Consider the following 15,786-nt stretch of genomic DNA (forward strand, 5'->3'; position numbering starts at 1 on the left):
GCGACAACCAGATCAAATCACTCATGACGACGCCTCCATGCGCCGCCAGTGAATCAGACCAACCCCGCCTTGGGAATCATTTCAATGGGTCCTGAGCCTAGACGGCGCTCATTCGTGGCCGAACTTCAAGTGCTGAATCCAACATCGGCGGTTCTCAATCGACCGATTGCGGCGTATGGGGCGGCCATGGCGAACAAGGTTTCCAGAGACGCGGTCGAGGCGCTGCAAGGGCGGCTGTTCGACGGCATGACGATCATGGCCGGGGGCTTCGGCCTCTGCGGCATTCCCGAGACCCTGATCGCGGCGATCCGCGCCTCCGGTGTCAAGGGCCTCACCGTGGTGTCCAACAACTGCGGGGTCGATGACTTCGGGTTGGGGATCCTGCTGGCTGGCGGGCAGATCCGGAAGATGATCAGTTCCTACGTCGGCGAGAACAAGCTGTTCGCCGAGCTCTATCTTTCGGGCAAGCTGGAGCTGGAGTTCAACCCGCAGGGCACGCTGGCCGAGCGCATCAGGGCCGGCGGGGCGGGCATCCCGGCGTTCTTTACGAAAACCGGCGTCGGCACCCTGGTGGCCGAGGGCAAGGAAATTCGCGAGTTCGACGGCGAGCTCTATGTGATGGAGCGCGGCCTGACCGCCGATCTCTCGGTCATCAAGGCCTGGAAGGGCGACGCCGAGGGCAACCTGATCTACCGGATGACGGCGCGGAACTTCAATCCGATGATGGCGACGGCGGGCAAGATCTCGGTGGCCGAGGTGGAACATCTGGTGGAGACCGGGTCGCTGGATCCGGACCAGATTCATACACCCGGCATCTACATACAAAACCTGTGTGAAGGCGCTGTATATGAGAAGCGTATAGAGCAGCTGACCACCCGACCCAGAGAGGCAGCCTGATGGCCTGGACCCGGGATGAGATCGCCGCGCGGGCGGCGCGTGAGTTGCGTAACGGTTATTATGTGAACCTGGGTATCGGTATCCCGACGCTGGTGGCCAATCACATTCCGGAGGGCGTCAACGTCACCCTGCAGAGCGAGAACGGCATGCTGGGGATGGGGCCGTTTCCGTTCGAGGGCGAGGCCGACGCCGACCTGGTCAACGCGGGAAAGCAGACGATCACGGCTCTGCCCTCCAGCTCGTACTTTTCGAGCGCCGACAGCTTTGCGATGATCCGCGGCGGCCACATCGACCTCAGCGTTCTGGGCGCCATGCAGGTGGCGGCCAATGGCGATCTGGCCAACTGGATGGTGCCCGGCAAGATGGTCAAGGGCATGGGCGGGGCCATGGACCTGGTGGCCGGCGTCAAGCGCGTGGTGGTGGTGATGGAGCATATGGAGAAGTCCGGCGCGCCGAAGCTGCTGGAGGCCTGCACCCTGCCGCTCACCGGCCAGAAGGTGGTCGACCTGGTGGTCACCGAGCTGGGCGTGTTCGACGTTTCCCGGGGACGGTCTCCTCTGACCTTGCTGGAAATGGCGCCCGGCGTGACGCTGGACGAGATCCGGGCGAAGACCGGGGCGAAGTTCGAGGTCGCCTGATCCCACGGGGCTTGTAACCTTTCGCGGTCGGGGTTCGTATAGGCCGGTGACGTCAACCCACACGAGTGACCCATGACTTCCAAGCTGATCTCCGCCCTGACCGCATCGGCCCTGCTGCTCGCCGGCGCCTCCAATGCTGCTGCCGCCACCAAAACCGCCGTGTTCGCCGGCGGCTGTTTCTGGTCGATGGAGAAGGGTTTCGAGAGCACGCCGGGCGTGATCAGCGCGGTTTCCGGCTATTCCGGCGGCGCGTCGACCCGGCCGACCTACGAAAATCACACGGGCCATCTGGAGGCCGTGAAGGTCACCTATGACCCGGCAAAGATCAGCTACGCCAGGCTGGTCGACAGCTACTACCACCATATCGATCCAACCGACCCCTATGGCCAGATCTGCGACAAGGGCCCTTCGTACAAGCTGGCGGTGTTTACCGCTGACGCCTCGGAGCGTGCGGTCGCCGAGGCGGCGCGGGCGAAGTACGAGAAACAGCTCCGGGCCAAGATCACCGTGGTCACCCGCGCCGCGGTCGCGTTCTACAACGCCGAGGACTATCACCAGGACTACTACAAGAAGAACCCGGTGGCCTATGAGCGCTACCGCATCGGCTGCGGACGTCCTCAGGCGCTCAGGGCGGTGTGGGGCGGCCAGGAAGCCCGCTGACGGGATCTCGGGGACGCGGGGCGAAGCCCTCGCCGATGAACATCTCCACTCGGCGCTTGCGGCGATTGTCGAGCCGCACGCTGCCGATCTCCAGGCCCGAGGCGGCGGTGAAGTCGGCCTGCATCTCGGGCCGCCGCCAGCCCTCGTAGGAGACCATCAGCACGCGCCGGCCCAGGGCCGCCGTCAGCGGCGCGGTGGTCTCGGCCTGATTGCGCGGCCCCTCCATCAGGAGCCAGCTGGTGAGCGGCGGGCCCCCCATCCGCAGCCGGTCGCGCCCGTAGTAGGACATGGCGTAGAACAGGAAGCGGTTGTTGACGGCGATGGCGCTGAGGCCCGGCTCGCGTTCGGCGCGGTCGAGGATCAGCTGGGTCATCTGGTCCCAGCCCCGGGCGCGTTTCAGGCCGTTGGCCAGGCCTGCCTTGTCGGCGACGGCGGGCGAGATGACGCTGACCAGGAAAAAGGCCGCGACCGCCGCCTGGATCGCGATGGCCGCAATCAGCCAGCGCCGCGCCCGCCAGCGCACCAGCCAGGCGGCGACGAGGATGGCGCCCGCCAGATAGCCCGCCCCGGACCAGTTGGCGTTGGCGCGGCTGATGAAGGCCTGACCGGTGACGATCAGCAGCGGCGGCAGGGCGAAGCACATGAGCAGCAGGTCGTTCTCGCTGATCCTGCGGCGGGCGAGCGCGAGACCGACGCCGAGCAGCAGGGCGACGAACGGGATCGGGCCAAAGACGCCCAGCTGTGAGCCCAGGAACAGCCCCATCTCCGACAGGTTGAAGAGCTGGACTCCGCTCCAGGCCGCATTGGCCGCCGTGTGCTGGAAGGTGGCGAAGCCGTGGGTGGCGTTCCAGGCGAGATTGGGCGCCAGAACGATAGCGAAGGCCAGGATCGCCGATACCGCCGCCGGCCATGTCCACGCCGCCCGCGCGGTGCGCGAAAACGCCAGATGCAGACCCAGTCCGATCACAAAATAGATCGCCGCATACTTGCTGAGGAAGGCCAGCCCCAGCGCCACGCCCAGCCCCGCCGCGCGCCAGGGTTTGCGAGCCTGCGGCGCATCCTGCAGGCCCACATAGGCCAGGATCCCGAGCCCGAGGAAGAACAGCAGCGGCGCATCGGTGGCGGCCACCAGGGCGGAGAGCTGGATCCCCGGCATCAAGGCGTAGAGGGCCGCGGCGGCGAACCCCACCGCCGGCGTGTAGAGCCGGCGCCCGATCAGGAACACCACCACCGTCGCGCCTGCCTGGAACAGGCTGGCCGACAGCCGCACCCAGGCCTCGGCGTCGCCGCCCATCGCTGTGGTCGCCCAGATGGCCCAGGCGATCATCGGCGGCTTGGAATAGTATCCGAAATCGAGCGTCCGCGACCAAAGCCAGTACTGGGCTTCATCGGGGTAAAGCTGCAGCGGCGTGGCGAACAGCGCCACCAGTCGGGCCGCGGTCAGGGCGGCGACACACAGCAACACAGCGCGCAGGTCGCGGTCTCTGGACGGGATCAGGGTCGGGGCCTCGGTCATGTGGCGTGATCCTAGAGCATGACGGCTTCAGGTGGATACCGGTTGAAGCGTCTGACAGGCTCCTATGGCAAAGCGGCAACGGTCTGACGGATTGTCACAGCCCGGGGCGCACCGTAGCAAAACCGTCACCTACGACCGGTTTTTCCACGCTATAGGCGGGCTAACATCAGGGTTTGTCCGTTATGCGACGCCCTTCGGACGGGTTGATAAAGAGGGATATTCCATGAAAATCAAACTCAGCCGCGCGCTTTGCGCGACGACGGCGTTGGCCACGGGCCTGCTTCTGGGCAGCCAGGCTTTGGCGCAGTCCACCGGTACAGCGGTGCTTGAAGAGCTGGTGATCACCGGTTCGACCGGTCCCAGGAACCTTGACGGCGCCATCGTCGCCGTCGACGCGCCGAAGTCGCGGGCCTCGATCACCGAGGAATTCATCAGCCGTCAGGCGCCCGGGCAGTCGATCCTGGATTCGATCAACCTGCTGCCCTCGGTGAACTTCACCAACAATGACGCCTATGGCTCGGCCGGCGGCGACATTACGATCCGGGGCTTCGACAGTCAGCGCGTCGCGCTCCTGCAGGACGGCGTGCCGCTGAACGACAGCGGCAACTATGCGGTCTATTCGAACCAGCAGCTTGAATCCGACCTGATCGAGCGCGCCACGGTGAACCTGGGCACCACCGACGTGGACAGCCCGACGGCTGCGGCCGCCGGCGGCACCATCAACTACATCACCAAGAAGGCGTCCAAGGACTTCGGCATTCGCACCGAGTTTGGCTACGGCAGCGACAACTTCCAGCGCTACTATGGCACGATCGAGTCGGGCGAGATCGGGCCCTTCGGCACGAGAATGTGGGTCTCCGGGCTCTTCACCCGCAACGATCTGGTAAAGCCGCACAACTCGGCCATCGAGCCCGAGGGCAAGATCCAGAAGAAGCAGTTCAACGCCCGTATAGACCAGGACTTCGGCGACATCGGCTGGGCCAGCCTGATCCTGAACTACAACGAAAACCGCAACAATTTCATCAACCGGATCAACCTGGCCACCTTCCAGCGCCAAGGTCTGACCGCGGCCGGTCTTCCGGACACGAGCCTTGTGGCGGCCACGAGCTGCGCCCGCCCAGCCCCGGCTGGCGGTTCGGCGCAGGTTGACAATGCGGGCGCATTCCTCTGCCCGACCGGCTACTACGACTTCAACATCAACCCCTCGAACAACGGCAATATCCGCGGCCTGTCGAGCTGGAAACTGGGAGAGCAGTTCACCCTGACGGTGGACCCCTCGTTCCAGTACGTGCTGGCCAATGGCGGCGGCGTGCAGGTGTTCCCGGAAACCGACGCGCAGCTTCGCGGCAACTCCACGGCCCTCGGCGTCGACCTGAACGGCGACGGCGATATCCTGGACCGGGTCTATCTCTACCGGCCCAACACCACCAACACCCGCAGGTATGGCGTGACGTCCTCGCTGATCTGGAAGTTCATGGACAACCAGAGCGTCCGTCTCGCCTACACCTTTGATCGCGCCCAGCACCGCCAGACCGGCGACGTCGGCTTCGTGAACCCGGACGGTTCGGCGGAGAACGTCTTCGGCGGCAAGGACGGCCAGGGCTTGCGGGTGAACCTGCCCGACAACACCAATCTGCGTCGCCGCGACCGTCTATCGATCGCGCTGCTGAACCAGTTCTCCGCCGAATACCGGGCGCGGTACCTGGACGACAAGCTGCTGGTCAACGTTGGCGTGCGTGTTCCCTACTTCAAGCGCGAGCTGAACAACTTCTGCTTCCAGCAAAGCACGTTCAACGCCTACTGCACCACGCAGATCGGCACCCCGGTCCCCGGCACCAACGATGGCACCGGCAAGCCGCTGGTGACCTTCCCTGCTGCGACCCTGAATTCGAATGCGGCCCTGCGCTACGGCCAGCCGCGACGCTTTGAGCGCAAGTACGACGATGTGCTGCCAAATGTCGGCGTCAGCTACGACGTCACGGACGCGCTGTCGGTTTACGGCAGCTACGCCGAGACCATCTCGGTGCCGCGCACGGACGATCTCTATGATCAGGTCCTCGTCGATCCGGGCCCTGAAACCACCCAGACGTACGATTTCGGTGTTCGCTATCAGTCCGGCGGTTTCCTGGCGGCGGCGTCCATCTACAAGACCAACTTCAAGAACCGCATCGAGCGCGTTCTGGACGAACCGTCAGGCATTGCGTTCTCGCAGAACGTCGGTGACGTGGAGAACCAGGGCTTCGACGCCCAGCTCGGGTTCAAGCCGATCGACACCCTGAGCATCTATGCCTCCTATTCGTACATCGAGACCGAGATTCAGCAGGACATCAGGAACGCCGTCGCCGGCATCCTGCCGACCAAGGGCAAGTCGATCTACGAAGTGCCGAAGAACCAGGGCGCTGTTCGCGTCCAGTACGACGCGACGGAATGGCTGAGCGTTGGCGCGCAGGCGAAGTGGGTTGGTGATCGCTGGACCAACCTGGTCAACACCGAGAAGTTCCGCGGCTATGAGCTCGTCGACTTCGACGTGCGGATGAAGCTGAACCAGTTCGGCCTGGAGAAGACCTATCTCCAGTTCAACGTCCGTAACGCCTTCGACAAGCGCTACCTCGGCGACATCTCGGCGAACCTGACGGGCACGGCCGTGGCCCAGCCCGGCTATCGCCGGACCTTTATCGCCACGATCCACGCCGAGTTCTAACGACCTGATCGCTTGTGATCTGACAGGGGCGGCTGCGGAAACGTAGCCGCCCTTCTCTGTTTGGCCCCTCCCTCCCGCTTGACGTTGCGCCACCCGGGGGCCACATGCGCGCGGCTTGCGCATCGAGGGCTCCATGACTTTCACCGTTCCCGCCGAGTGGGCGCCGCACCGGGCCATGTGGCTGGGGTTTCCCAGCCATGCGGAGCTGTGGGAGGACGATCTTGAGCCGGCCCAGGCGGAGGTGGCGGCGCTGGCCCGGGCGCTGGCCGGGCCGGGCGGCGAGCGGGTGCGGTTGATGACCGGTTCGGACGCCGGCGAGGCGGCGGCGCGTGCGAGCTTGAGCGATGTGGCCGGGATCGAGATCACGCCCGGCCGGTTCGGCGATATCTGGCTGCGCGACACGGGGCCGATCTTTTCAGGCGGCAAGGCGCACGCCTTTCGGTTCAATGGCTGGGGCGGGAAGTACGCGCTGGAGCACGACGACACGGTCGCAGCCCAGATCGCGACGGCGGCCGGCGTCGACCTCGTGGCGCACGACTTCATTCTGGAAGGCGGTGCGGTCGATCACGACGGGATCGGCACGGTGCTGACCACCGGCCAGTGCGTGCTCAACACCAACCGCAAACCGGGCTGGACCGCGGAGGTCGCCGAAGCCGCGCTGGCCGGCAGTCTTGGCGCGCGCAAGGTGTTGTGGCTAGGCGAGGGACTGCGCAATGACCACACCGACGGCCACGTGGACAATCTGGCGCGGTTTGTGGCGCCGGCGACGGTGGCGATCCCGGTGGCCTGGGGACGCGGAGATCCCAATGCGGACGCCTATGACGACGCGGCGCGCCGGCTCTCGACATTGACGGACGCGGATGGCCGCGCGCTGAAGGTGGTGCGGATCCCGTCCCCCGGCTGGATCGACGGCGAGGACGGCCCCCTGCCGGCCAGCCACATGAATTTCCTGATCGCCAACAAGGCGGTGATCGTGCCCATCTATGCAGCGAAGCCCGGAGAGTTTGCGGTGGAGATGCTGAAGCAGCTGTTCCCCGACCGGCAGGTGATCGGCCTGCCATCCACCGCCATCCTGACCGGCGGCGGATCGTTTCACTGCATCACCCAGCAGGAGCCCGCCTGATGGCCCGCACCCTGACCGTCGCCGCCCTGCAGACCGCCTATGGCCTCGATATGGCGGCTAACATCGCCCGGACCGCCGACCTGATCCGCCAGGCGGCGGCAGGCGGGGCGCAGGTGATCCTGCCGTCGGAGCTGTTTCAGGGGCCGTACTTCTGCGTGGCGCAGGAGGAGCGCTGGTTCGCCACCGCCCATCCCTGGCGGACGCACCCGTGCGTGACGGCGCTGGCGCCGCTGGCGGCGGAGCTGGGGGTGGTGTTGCCGATCTCGATCTTCGAGCGGGAAGGGCCGCATTATTTCAACAGCCTGGTGATGGTCGACGCCGACGGGTCGCTGATGGGCGTCTATCGCAAGAGCCATATTCCGGACGGGCCGGGCTATATGGAGAAGTACTATTTCCGGCCCGGCGACACCGGCTTCAAGGTCTGGGACACACGGTTCGGGCGCGTCGGTGTCGGGATCTGCTGGGACCAGTGGTACCCGGAGTGCGCACGCGCCATGGCCCTGATGGGCGCAGAGGTGCTGCTCTATCCCACGGCCATCGGCTCCGAGCCGCACGACGCCAGCCTGGACACGGCGCTGCCCTGGCGGCGCGCCATGCAGGGCCATGCGGTCTCCAACGTGATCCCGGTGGTGGGCGCCAACCGCACCGGCTTTGAGCCTTGGGAGGGTTATCCGAACGGCGGGCAGCAGTTTTACGGCTCCAGCTTCATCGCCGACCACCGGGGCGATCTGGCAGCCGACTTCGGCCGGGCGGACGAGGGGGTGCTGAGCGCCACCTTTGACCTGGATTTCCTGAACACGCACCGCGCCGCCTGGGGCTTTTTCCGGGATCGGCGGCCTGATCTGTACGGCGCGCTGACGGGGCCGCGACCGGCGTGATCGAGACGGAGCGCCTGATCTTGCGGGCCTTCCGCGACGAGGATCGCGAGGCGTTCGCGGCGATCAACGGCGACCCGCGTGTGGGCGACTGGCTGGGCGGGGTGCGCGATCGCGCCGCCAGCGACGATCTGGTCGACCGCATCAACGCCAATATCGCCCGGCTGGGCTATGACTTCTGGGCGGCCGAGCTGAAGGCCGACGGCGTAGTGGTCGGGATGATCGACCTGCGGCTGGAGCTGCACGACCCGCCCGCCCCCTGCGTGGAAATGGGCTGGCGGCTGGCGGTGGGAGCCCAGGGCCAGGGACTGGCGACCGAGGGCGCCAGAGCCGCGCTGGACTGGGGGTTCGCAAACCTCGACGTGAATGAGATCCTGGCCTGGACGGCGGATAGCAATGTCGCGTCCCAGGCGGTGATGCGGCGGATCGGCATGATGCCGGACCCGTCGTGCGACTTCGATCATCCGAGACTGGCTGAGGATCATCCGCTGCGGCGGCATGTGGTGTTCGCGGCGCGGCGTAGCGCGATCTAAAGGAGCCGGCTGCGAACCCCCAATGCCTCTGCCGCACGGGCCAGGCGTTGGTCCATGGTCACCAGCAAAAGGTTCGCGTTCTGGCAGGCGGCGGCGTGTAGCGCGTCGGGAGCGCGCAGCATCAGGTCGAACCGACGAACGAACACATTCGCCAGGCGGACGTCAGCCGGTCGGATGTCAAGGTTCACGGTGGAGGCCGCACGCCACACATCGAAGTCTGTCAGGCGAGCGGATGCGTCGCCGGCGGCCATGCGATTGGTCCGGACGAGCCGCGACAATGCTGACGCCACCTCCGCGGCCGCGAACTCGCTTACGAAAAGCGGCTCTGAGATTGTGAAAATGAAACGGTCGACCCGATCACTGCCCGCCTCAACGACGAGGGTGGGGAGAATGACGCTGGCGTCCAGGTAGACGCTCACCTGCCCTGATCTTCGTAGAGTTCATCCAAGAGGGCCACGGATGTGATCTCCACGGCGGGTCTTGCCTCACGGCGAGCCCGGAGCCACTCGTAGTTGACCGCCGATGGCGGCTGCGCGCCCGGGACAATAGGCCGGATCTCGGCGACCGGCTTGCCGTGGCGAGAAATAATCACCTCTTCTCCTTCCAGCGCCCGATCAATCAAACTCGGTAGACCGTTCTTGGCGACGGCAACGCTGTAGGTGCTCATGACGGCCTCCAATTTGTGACTACAATTATAGCCATAATGCACACTAGACAAGCCGGCCGCGACAGATTTGCTGGCGAGCCAAGGATCGGCTAGAAGGCGCGGCCTCGCGCGCAGAGCCTTTGGCGACGTCGCAGCGCGTGAAAGTTTTTCAAGGGTTTTCCAGATGGTCACCACCACCCCGACGCCGCAGGGCACGCTCACCGGCAACGTCCTGTTCTATTCCAATCCCGAGCCGCTGGCCAAGGAGCTGCACAGCAAGATGGGCGTGAAGCGGATGGACGGCCCGTTCGCCTTCGCCAAGGTCGGCCATGCCGTGCCGCTGACGGTGGGGGAATTCCCGCTGGCCATGGTGACCGGCCCGATCATCTTCGTGGGTGACGAGAAGCTGCCGATCGCCGTCATGGGCCTGAACGCCGGCGAGAACATGTTCGTCAAGGACGACGGCACCTTTGAAGCCGGCATCTATATTCCGGCCTATATCCGCCGCTATCCCTTCGTGTTCGCCAACGACGAGAACGCCAAGCAGATGGTGCTGTGCATCGACCGCGGCGCCGAGTTCGTGACCGACACGGACTACGACATGGGCTTTTTCGAGCCGAACGGCGAGCCGACCGAGTACACCAAGAACTGCATCGAGTTCTGCAACAACTTCGAGATCGAGCGCCAGCGCACCATGGGCTTTGTCCAGCTGCTGAAGGATCTCGACCTGTTCGAGACCAAGGAAGCCACCTTCACGCCGCCCGGCCTGGACGGCACGCCCGGCGAAACCCAGAAGATCGCGGAATACTTCGGCGTCTCGGAAAAGAAGCTGAATGCCCTGCCCCCGGCCAAGTTCGTCGAACTGCGCGACAACGGCGCCCTGGGCCAGATCTATGCCCACATGCATTCGCTGGTGGGCTGGGATCGTCTGATCGCGCTGGCCATGACGCGCGCCAGCGAGCAACCCGCGCCTGTGCTGAACAGCTAAGGGCGGCGCGCTGAAGCCCCCAATTCTCCTCCCCCGTCGGGGGAGGGGGACCGCGGAACGCGGTGGAGGGGGCTTGCCACCGCTGAAACCTCTGCCAACCCGGGCTGATGTAGGGTCCCCGATCCACGACGCGGACACGATCTGCCCCGGGGGTTTCCGAGAGACACAACCCGGCCGCCTGATGCAGTGCGACGGCGGCCCCCTCCACCCCGCTACGCGCGGTCCCCCTCCCCCGATGGGGGAGGAGAACTGGCTGTTCCGCCACCTATCAGCGGCTGAATACGCTGCGGGTCAGGCAGGAGAACACCAGCCGGCCCGCCTCATCGAGCAGATCGTGCTGGGCGATGACGATGCCCTTGTTGTCGCCCACCGGATCCTTGGCCATCACCGTCATACGGCAACGCAGCAGCTCTCCGACCGGCGGATTGCGCATCCAGCGCAACGCGTCGACGCCGAGGCGCTTGGTCTGGGGCCAGTCGGCGGCGGCCATGGCGTCCAGTTTCGACCAGATCGCGAAGACCATGCCATCGGGCGCGCCCTGGCCTGAGGTCCAGCCGGGGGCGAAGGCGGCGATGAAGGCGTCCAGCGCGGCGGCGTCCACCCCGGCGGCGCCCAGCGACACCGCCTGACCGATCTCTATCTCGTCGAAGGATGCGGGCACCTGGGCTCCTGGGTGATGAGAGAAGCGATTCGCCGATCATGGCCTGTGGCGTCATCAAGTCGAGCCCGCTTTGCGTCATTGACCTGCGTGCGCCATATAGCAGCGTTGGAGGCCTCCGAAGTGATCATGCGGTATCTGTTGAGCGCGCTGCTGGCGCTGGTGGTGTCGAGCGCGGCGAGCGCGCAGCCTGTGAACACCGGCCACCTGACCGCTGAACTGGTCGCCTCGGCCCAGGGCGTTGTGCCGGGTCAGACGATCCAGATCGCGCTGCGGCAGGATATCCAGAAGGGCTGGCACACCTATTGGCGCAATCCCGGCGACAGCGGCGAGGCGACCCGGATCAAGTGGACGATGCCCGCCGGCTGGAGCGCCTCGGATTTCACCTGGCCGACCCCGCACCGGCTGCCGGTCGGGCCGCTGGTCAACTATGGCTACGAAGGCGAACAGCTGCTGCCGATGACGCTGACGGCGCCGGCGGACGCCCGGCCCGGCCAGACAATCACCCTCAAGGCCGCCGCCGCGTTCCTGGTCTGCGCGGACATCTGCATTCCCGAGGACGCCCTGCTGACGCTGTCGGTTCCGGTGACGGCCGCCGCCGCGCCGGCTGATCCCCGTTGGGGGCCACGGATCGCCGAGACCCTGGCCAAGGCGCCGAAGCCCGCCGGTCTGGCGGGCGCGTTCGAGCGGCAGGGCGAAGTCCTGAAACTTGCGGTAACCGGCGCGGCGCTGAAGGGTGCGGACCTGGCCGGCGCCTACTTCTATCCGTTCTCCGGCGCAGCCATCGACCATGCCAAGCCGCAGGCCATCGAGCGCGGCCCGGAGGGTCTGACCCTGACCCTCACGGCGGGTTACGGGTTTCAGGGCGCAGAGCCGCCCAAGGAGCTGGTCGGGGTGCTGGCGCTTGAAGGCAAGGCCTATGAGGTCAGCGCCACGCCCCGCGCCCTGCCGCCAGTGGCCTCGGGCCTTGGTCCGCCGCCGGTGAAACCGAGTACGCCTGCGGGATCTGCGGACCTCGGACTGGCCTCGGCGGCGCTGTTCGCCATGATCGGCGGGTTGATTCTGAACCTGATGCCCTGCGTGTTCCCGGTGCTGGCCATGAAGGCGGCCTCGCTAGCCGGGCATGGCGAGGACGCCGCCGGCGCGCGCCGTCAGGGGCTGGCGTTCGGCATCGGCGTTCTGGTCACCTTCCTGTCGCTGGCGGGCCTGTTGATCGCGCTCCGCGCGGCCGGCGACGCCGTCGGCTGGGGCTTCCAGTTGCAGGATCCGCCGGTGGTAGCGGGGCTGGCGTTGCTGATGCTGGCGGTGGGTCTGAATCTCTCCGGCGTATTCGAGGTCGGCGCCTCGTTGCAGGGCGTGGGCTCGGGCCTGGCCTCGCGCGGCGGGCTGGCGGGCTCCTTCTTTACCGGTGTGCTGGCGGTGGTGGTGGCCGCCCCCTGCACGGCGCCGTTCATGGGCCCGGCCCTGGGATGGGCCCTGACCCAGCCGCCCGTGGCGGCGCTGCTGGTCTTCCTGGCGCTGGGCATAGGCTTCGCCGCGCCCTTCGTCGCCGTGGCGTTTTTGCCCGGCCTGCTGGCGCGCCTGCCCCGGCCGGGCGCGTGGATGGACGTGTTCCGCAAGGCGCTGGCGTTTCCGATGTACGGCGCCGTCGCCTGGCTGATCTGGGTGCTGACGGTGCAGGTGGGACCAGACGCCGTGCCGCGCATCCTGGCCGCCGCGATCCTGCTGGCCTTCGGCGCCTGGCTTTACGGGCTGAGCCAGCGGCGGACAGCTGAAGGGCGACCCGCCATGCCGATGATGGCGACGGCCGGCGTGCTGGCGGGCCTGGCCCTGGCCGGCGGCGCCGTCTGGCCCGCCTACACGCTCGCTGGCGACTCCGCGCCGGGCGTGGAGGCCGCAAGCCTGACCCATGAGGACTACAGCCCTGCCCGATTGGCCGCGCTGCAGGCCGAGGGCAGGACGGTGCTGGTCAATTACACGGCCGCCTGGTGTGTGAGCTGCCAGGTGAACGACCGCGTCGCGCTGTCGACCCGGACGGTCTCAGAGGCCCTGACGCGCAACAATGCTGTCTACCTCAAGGCGGACTGGACCAAGCGGGACCCCGGGATCGCCGCGGAACTGGCCCGGTTCGGTCGCGCCGGCGTGCCTCTCTACCTCGTGTATGGCGCAGGCGGCGGCGAGCCGGCTATCCTGCCGGCCATCCTGACGCCGGGCCTTGTGGCCAAGGCGCTGGATACGGCGGCCCGCCCGGGCTGAATGATTTCAAACGAAGGACCTGCACCGATGATTGATCGCAGATTTTTCCTGAGCCTCGCCGTGGTTTCGGCGCTCGCCACGCCGGCGCTCGCCGAGCCGGCCCTGGGCCAGCCGGCGCCCACGTTCCAGGCGCTGGACGCCAACGGCAAGACCCGCGCGCTGTCGGAGTTTCGCGGCAAGACCGTGGTGCTGGAGTGGACCAACAACGGCTGCCCCTATGTGCAAAAGCACTACAACGCCCGCGCCATGCAGTCCCTGCAGGCGCAAGCCACCCGCGATGGGGTCACCTGGCTGACCATCGTGTCATCCGCGCCGGGCATGCAGGGTCATCTGACCCCGGCCGAGGCGCGGGCCTGGAAGGCAAAGGCAGGGGCGGCGTCCACCGATGTGCTGCTCGACCCCGACGGCGTCGTCGGCCGCGCCTATGACGCCAAGACCACACCCCACATGTACATCGTCGATAAGGCCGGCAAGCTGGTCTACAAGGGTGGCATCGACGATCAGGCAAGCGCCAACCCCGCCAGCCTGAAGGGCGCAAGGAACTATGTGGCCGCGGCTCTGGCTGACGTGAAGGCGGGTCGCCCGGTGGCGGAGGCTGCGACGCGTCCCTATGGCTGCAGCGTGAAGTACGGTTCGCCCGGATAAGGAACTCAGGTTGTCAGACATCGATGCGGCCTGGGCCGCCCTATCCACCGCCGCCGGGGTCGCGCGCGATCGCCGCATCGATGAGCTGTTCACCGCGGAGCCGGACCGTCTTTCATCGCTGACCCTGGCGGCAGCCGGGCTGGAACTGGATGTTTCCAAGCAACCCTGGTCGCTGGCTGACCTGGCGCTGATGCTGGACCTCGCCCGGGTCAGCGGCGTCGAGGCCGCGCGAGATCGACTGTTTGCGGGCGACGCTGTCAACACCTCCGAAGGCCGCGCGGCCCTGCACATGGCGCCGCGGGCGCCCGACGGCGCGGACTGGCGGGCGGCAGGTGTCCCGGTGTCCCGCGAGATCGAGGCCACCCGCGAGGCCATGCGCGGGTTTGCGCAGTCTGTGCGGTCAGGGGCGAAGACCGGCGCCACGGGAAAGCCGTTCCGCAGCATTCTGCACATCGGAATCGGCGGATCAGACCTGGGTCCGCGCCTGATCTGGGAGGCGCTCAAGCCGCTGTCCCCGCAGATCGAGTTGCGGTTCGTGGCCAATGTCGACCCGGCGGAGCTGGCCCAGGCGCTGGTCGGGCTGGACCCGGCCGAGACCTTGCTGGTCACCGTCTCCAAAACCTTCACCACCCAGGAAACCCTGACCAATGCCGAGGCCGCGCGCGCCTGGCTGCGGGCGGCGCTTGGGCCAGCCTCAGACGCCCATCTGGTCGCAGTGTCGGCGGCGCCGGAGCGGGCGCGGGCGTTCGGCGTTCCGGCCGATCAGGTGTTCGGGTTCCGGGACTGGGTCGGCGGACGTTACTCGATCTGGTCCGCCGTGGGGCTCTCGTGCGCCATTGCCCTGGGCTATGAGGCGTTCGAAACCATGCTGAGCGGCGCCCACGCCCTGGATACTCACTTCCAGACCGCGCCCCTGAGCCGCAACGCCCCGGTCCTGCTGGCGCTGGCGCACGTGTTCAACCGCAATGGACTGGCCCGGCCGATCCGCGCCGTGGTCCCCTACGCGCAAAGGCTGCGTCTTCTCGCCCCGTTTCTCCAGCAGCTCGAGATGGAATCGAACGGCAAGCAGGTTCGCCGTGACGGAACGCCGGTGCGCAACAGCACCGCCGCCAGCGTGTTCGGCGACGCCGGCACCAACGGCCAGCACGCCTTCTTCCAACTGCTCCATCAGGGCACGGATGTGATCCCTGTGGATATCCTTGCGGTCAGGGAGGGCGCTGAAGGTGACCCGTCGGCCCAGACCAAGCTTCTTGCCAACGCCATCGCCCAGGCCGAGGCGCTACTGGTGGGCCGCACCGAGGCGGACGTCCGTGCGGAACTGACGGCGGCTGGCAGATCAGCGGCCGAGATCGACACCCTGGCGCCCCAGCGCACCTTCCCCGGCAATCGCCCCTCCAGTTTCCTGCTGCTGGACCGGCTTGATCCCGCGCGCCTGGGCGCCCTGGTCGCGCTCTATGAGCACAAGACCTTCGTCGAAGGAGTGCTGTGGGGCATCAACAGTTTCGACCAGTGGGGCGTGGAGCTGGGCAAGTCGCTGGCCAGCCGGGTGCTGGCTGAACTGGAGGGCGGACCGGGCGGCGCGCACGATCCCTCCACAGCCGCGTTGATCAAGCGCCTCCGCTCCTGAATACCGGCGCTTGCCCGCACCCC

General features: G+C 66.9%; 15 protein-coding genes. 11 read left to right on the forward strand and 4 right to left on the reverse strand.

From position 1 onward, the window contains the following. Positions 1–186 precede the first annotated feature (186 nt). The 3 genes from ACIQ3B_RS11745 (at position 187) to msrA (ending at position 2,195) form a co-directional block, all read left to right on the forward strand. Positions 187–897 carry a CoA transferase subunit A gene (locus ACIQ3B_RS11745; protein ID WP_397402754.1) on the forward strand — a complete coding sequence of 237 codons (711 nt, stop codon included), beginning with the start codon at positions 187–189 and terminating at the stop codon, positions 895–897. Beyond that, on the forward strand, positions 897–1,535 hold the full coding sequence (locus ACIQ3B_RS11750) for a 3-oxoacid CoA-transferase subunit B (protein WP_397402756.1): 639 nt from the start codon (positions 897–899) through the stop codon (positions 1,533–1,535). The genes ACIQ3B_RS11745 and ACIQ3B_RS11750 overlap by 1 nt, the downstream gene beginning before the upstream one ends. A gap of 72 nt (positions 1,536–1,607) precedes the next feature. Beyond that, positions 1,608–2,195 carry a peptide-methionine (S)-S-oxide reductase MsrA gene (gene msrA, locus ACIQ3B_RS11755; protein ID WP_397402758.1) on the forward strand — a complete coding sequence of 196 codons (588 nt, stop codon included), beginning with the start codon at positions 1,608–1,610 and terminating at the stop codon, positions 2,193–2,195. Here the strand turns inward: msrA and ACIQ3B_RS11760 are convergent. Further along, positions 2,161–3,711, reverse strand: coding sequence for an ArnT family glycosyltransferase (locus tag ACIQ3B_RS11760; protein ID WP_397402760.1), 1,551 nt, complete (start codon positions 3,709–3,711; stop codon positions 2,161–2,163). The genes msrA and ACIQ3B_RS11760 overlap by 35 nt on opposite strands. A 223-nt stretch (positions 3,712–3,934) precedes the next feature. Here ACIQ3B_RS11760 and ACIQ3B_RS11765 point away from each other — a divergent pair, with 223 nt between their 5' ends. The 4 genes from ACIQ3B_RS11765 to ACIQ3B_RS11780 all read left to right on the forward strand — a co-directional run bounded on the left by ACIQ3B_RS11765 (position 3,935) and on the right by ACIQ3B_RS11780 (position 8,943). After that, positions 3,935–6,412, forward strand: a complete 2,478-nt coding sequence (locus ACIQ3B_RS11765) for a TonB-dependent receptor (RefSeq protein ID WP_397402762.1) — start codon at positions 3,935–3,937, stop codon at positions 6,410–6,412. A 133-nt stretch (positions 6,413–6,545) separates the two neighbouring features. Further along, the gene (locus ACIQ3B_RS11770) at positions 6,546–7,535 is read left to right on the forward strand and encodes an agmatine deiminase family protein (protein ID WP_397402764.1); all 990 of its coding nucleotides are present in this window, start codon (positions 6,546–6,548) and stop codon (positions 7,533–7,535) included. After that, positions 7,535–8,413, forward strand: a complete 879-nt coding sequence (gene aguB, locus ACIQ3B_RS11775) for an N-carbamoylputrescine amidase (protein WP_397402766.1) — start codon at positions 7,535–7,537, stop codon at positions 8,411–8,413. Before ACIQ3B_RS11770 ends, aguB begins: the two co-directional genes overlap by 1 nt. Beyond that, complete coding sequence (locus ACIQ3B_RS11780; protein ID WP_397402768.1) at positions 8,410–8,943, forward strand: GNAT family N-acetyltransferase; 534 nt, start codon at positions 8,410–8,412, stop codon at positions 8,941–8,943. Before aguB ends, ACIQ3B_RS11780 begins: the two co-directional genes overlap by 4 nt. On the opposite strand, the gene ACIQ3B_RS11785 is transcribed toward ACIQ3B_RS11780, so the two are convergent. Both ACIQ3B_RS11785 and ACIQ3B_RS11790 read right to left on the reverse strand, forming a co-directional pair. Next, the gene (locus ACIQ3B_RS11785) at positions 8,940–9,362 is read right to left on the reverse strand and encodes a type II toxin-antitoxin system VapC family toxin (protein WP_397402770.1); all 423 of its coding nucleotides are present in this window, start codon (positions 9,360–9,362) and stop codon (positions 8,940–8,942) included. The two genes, ACIQ3B_RS11780 and ACIQ3B_RS11785, sit on opposite strands and share 4 nt — an antisense overlap. After that, the gene (locus ACIQ3B_RS11790; protein ID WP_397402772.1) at positions 9,359–9,610 is read right to left on the reverse strand and encodes a type II toxin-antitoxin system Phd/YefM family antitoxin; all 252 of its coding nucleotides are present in this window, start codon (positions 9,608–9,610) and stop codon (positions 9,359–9,361) included. The genes ACIQ3B_RS11785 and ACIQ3B_RS11790 overlap by 4 nt, the downstream gene beginning before the upstream one ends. 163 nt (positions 9,611–9,773) lie before the next feature. Here ACIQ3B_RS11790 and ACIQ3B_RS11795 point away from each other — a divergent pair, with 163 nt between their 5' ends. Continuing rightward, positions 9,774–10,577, forward strand: coding sequence for a SapC family protein (locus ACIQ3B_RS11795; RefSeq protein WP_397402774.1), 804 nt, complete (start codon positions 9,774–9,776; stop codon positions 10,575–10,577). 268 nt (positions 10,578–10,845) lie between these two features. Here the strand turns inward: ACIQ3B_RS11795 and ACIQ3B_RS11800 are convergent, their stop codons facing one another. Beyond that, on the reverse strand, positions 10,846–11,238 hold the full coding sequence (locus tag ACIQ3B_RS11800; RefSeq protein ID WP_397402776.1) for an acyl dehydratase: 393 nt from the start codon (positions 11,236–11,238) through the stop codon (positions 10,846–10,848). Between the two features lie 126 nt (positions 11,239–11,364). On the opposite strand from ACIQ3B_RS11800, the gene ACIQ3B_RS11805 reads away from it, so the two are divergent. From ACIQ3B_RS11805 to pgi, 3 genes are read left to right on the forward strand one after another with little or no spacing between them, the layout of a single operon-like run. Further along, a complete protein-coding gene (locus tag ACIQ3B_RS11805; RefSeq protein WP_397402778.1) occupies positions 11,365–13,491 on the forward strand; it encodes a protein-disulfide reductase DsbD family protein in 2,127 nt (708 codons plus the stop codon). A gap of 27 nt (positions 13,492–13,518) precedes the next feature. Next, positions 13,519–14,136 (forward strand): thioredoxin family protein, encoded by a 618-nt coding sequence (locus tag ACIQ3B_RS11810; RefSeq protein WP_397402779.1) that lies wholly within the window; start codon positions 13,519–13,521, stop codon positions 14,134–14,136. A gap of 10 nt (positions 14,137–14,146) precedes the next feature. After that, complete coding sequence (gene pgi, locus ACIQ3B_RS11815) at positions 14,147–15,763, forward strand: glucose-6-phosphate isomerase (protein ID WP_397402781.1); 1,617 nt, start codon at positions 14,147–14,149, stop codon at positions 15,761–15,763. Positions 15,764–15,786 lie beyond the last annotated feature (23 nt).

Source organism: Phenylobacterium sp., assembly GCF_044358365.1.
In the GTDB taxonomy this organism is placed as follows: domain Bacteria; phylum Pseudomonadota; class Alphaproteobacteria; order Caulobacterales; family Caulobacteraceae; genus Phenylobacterium.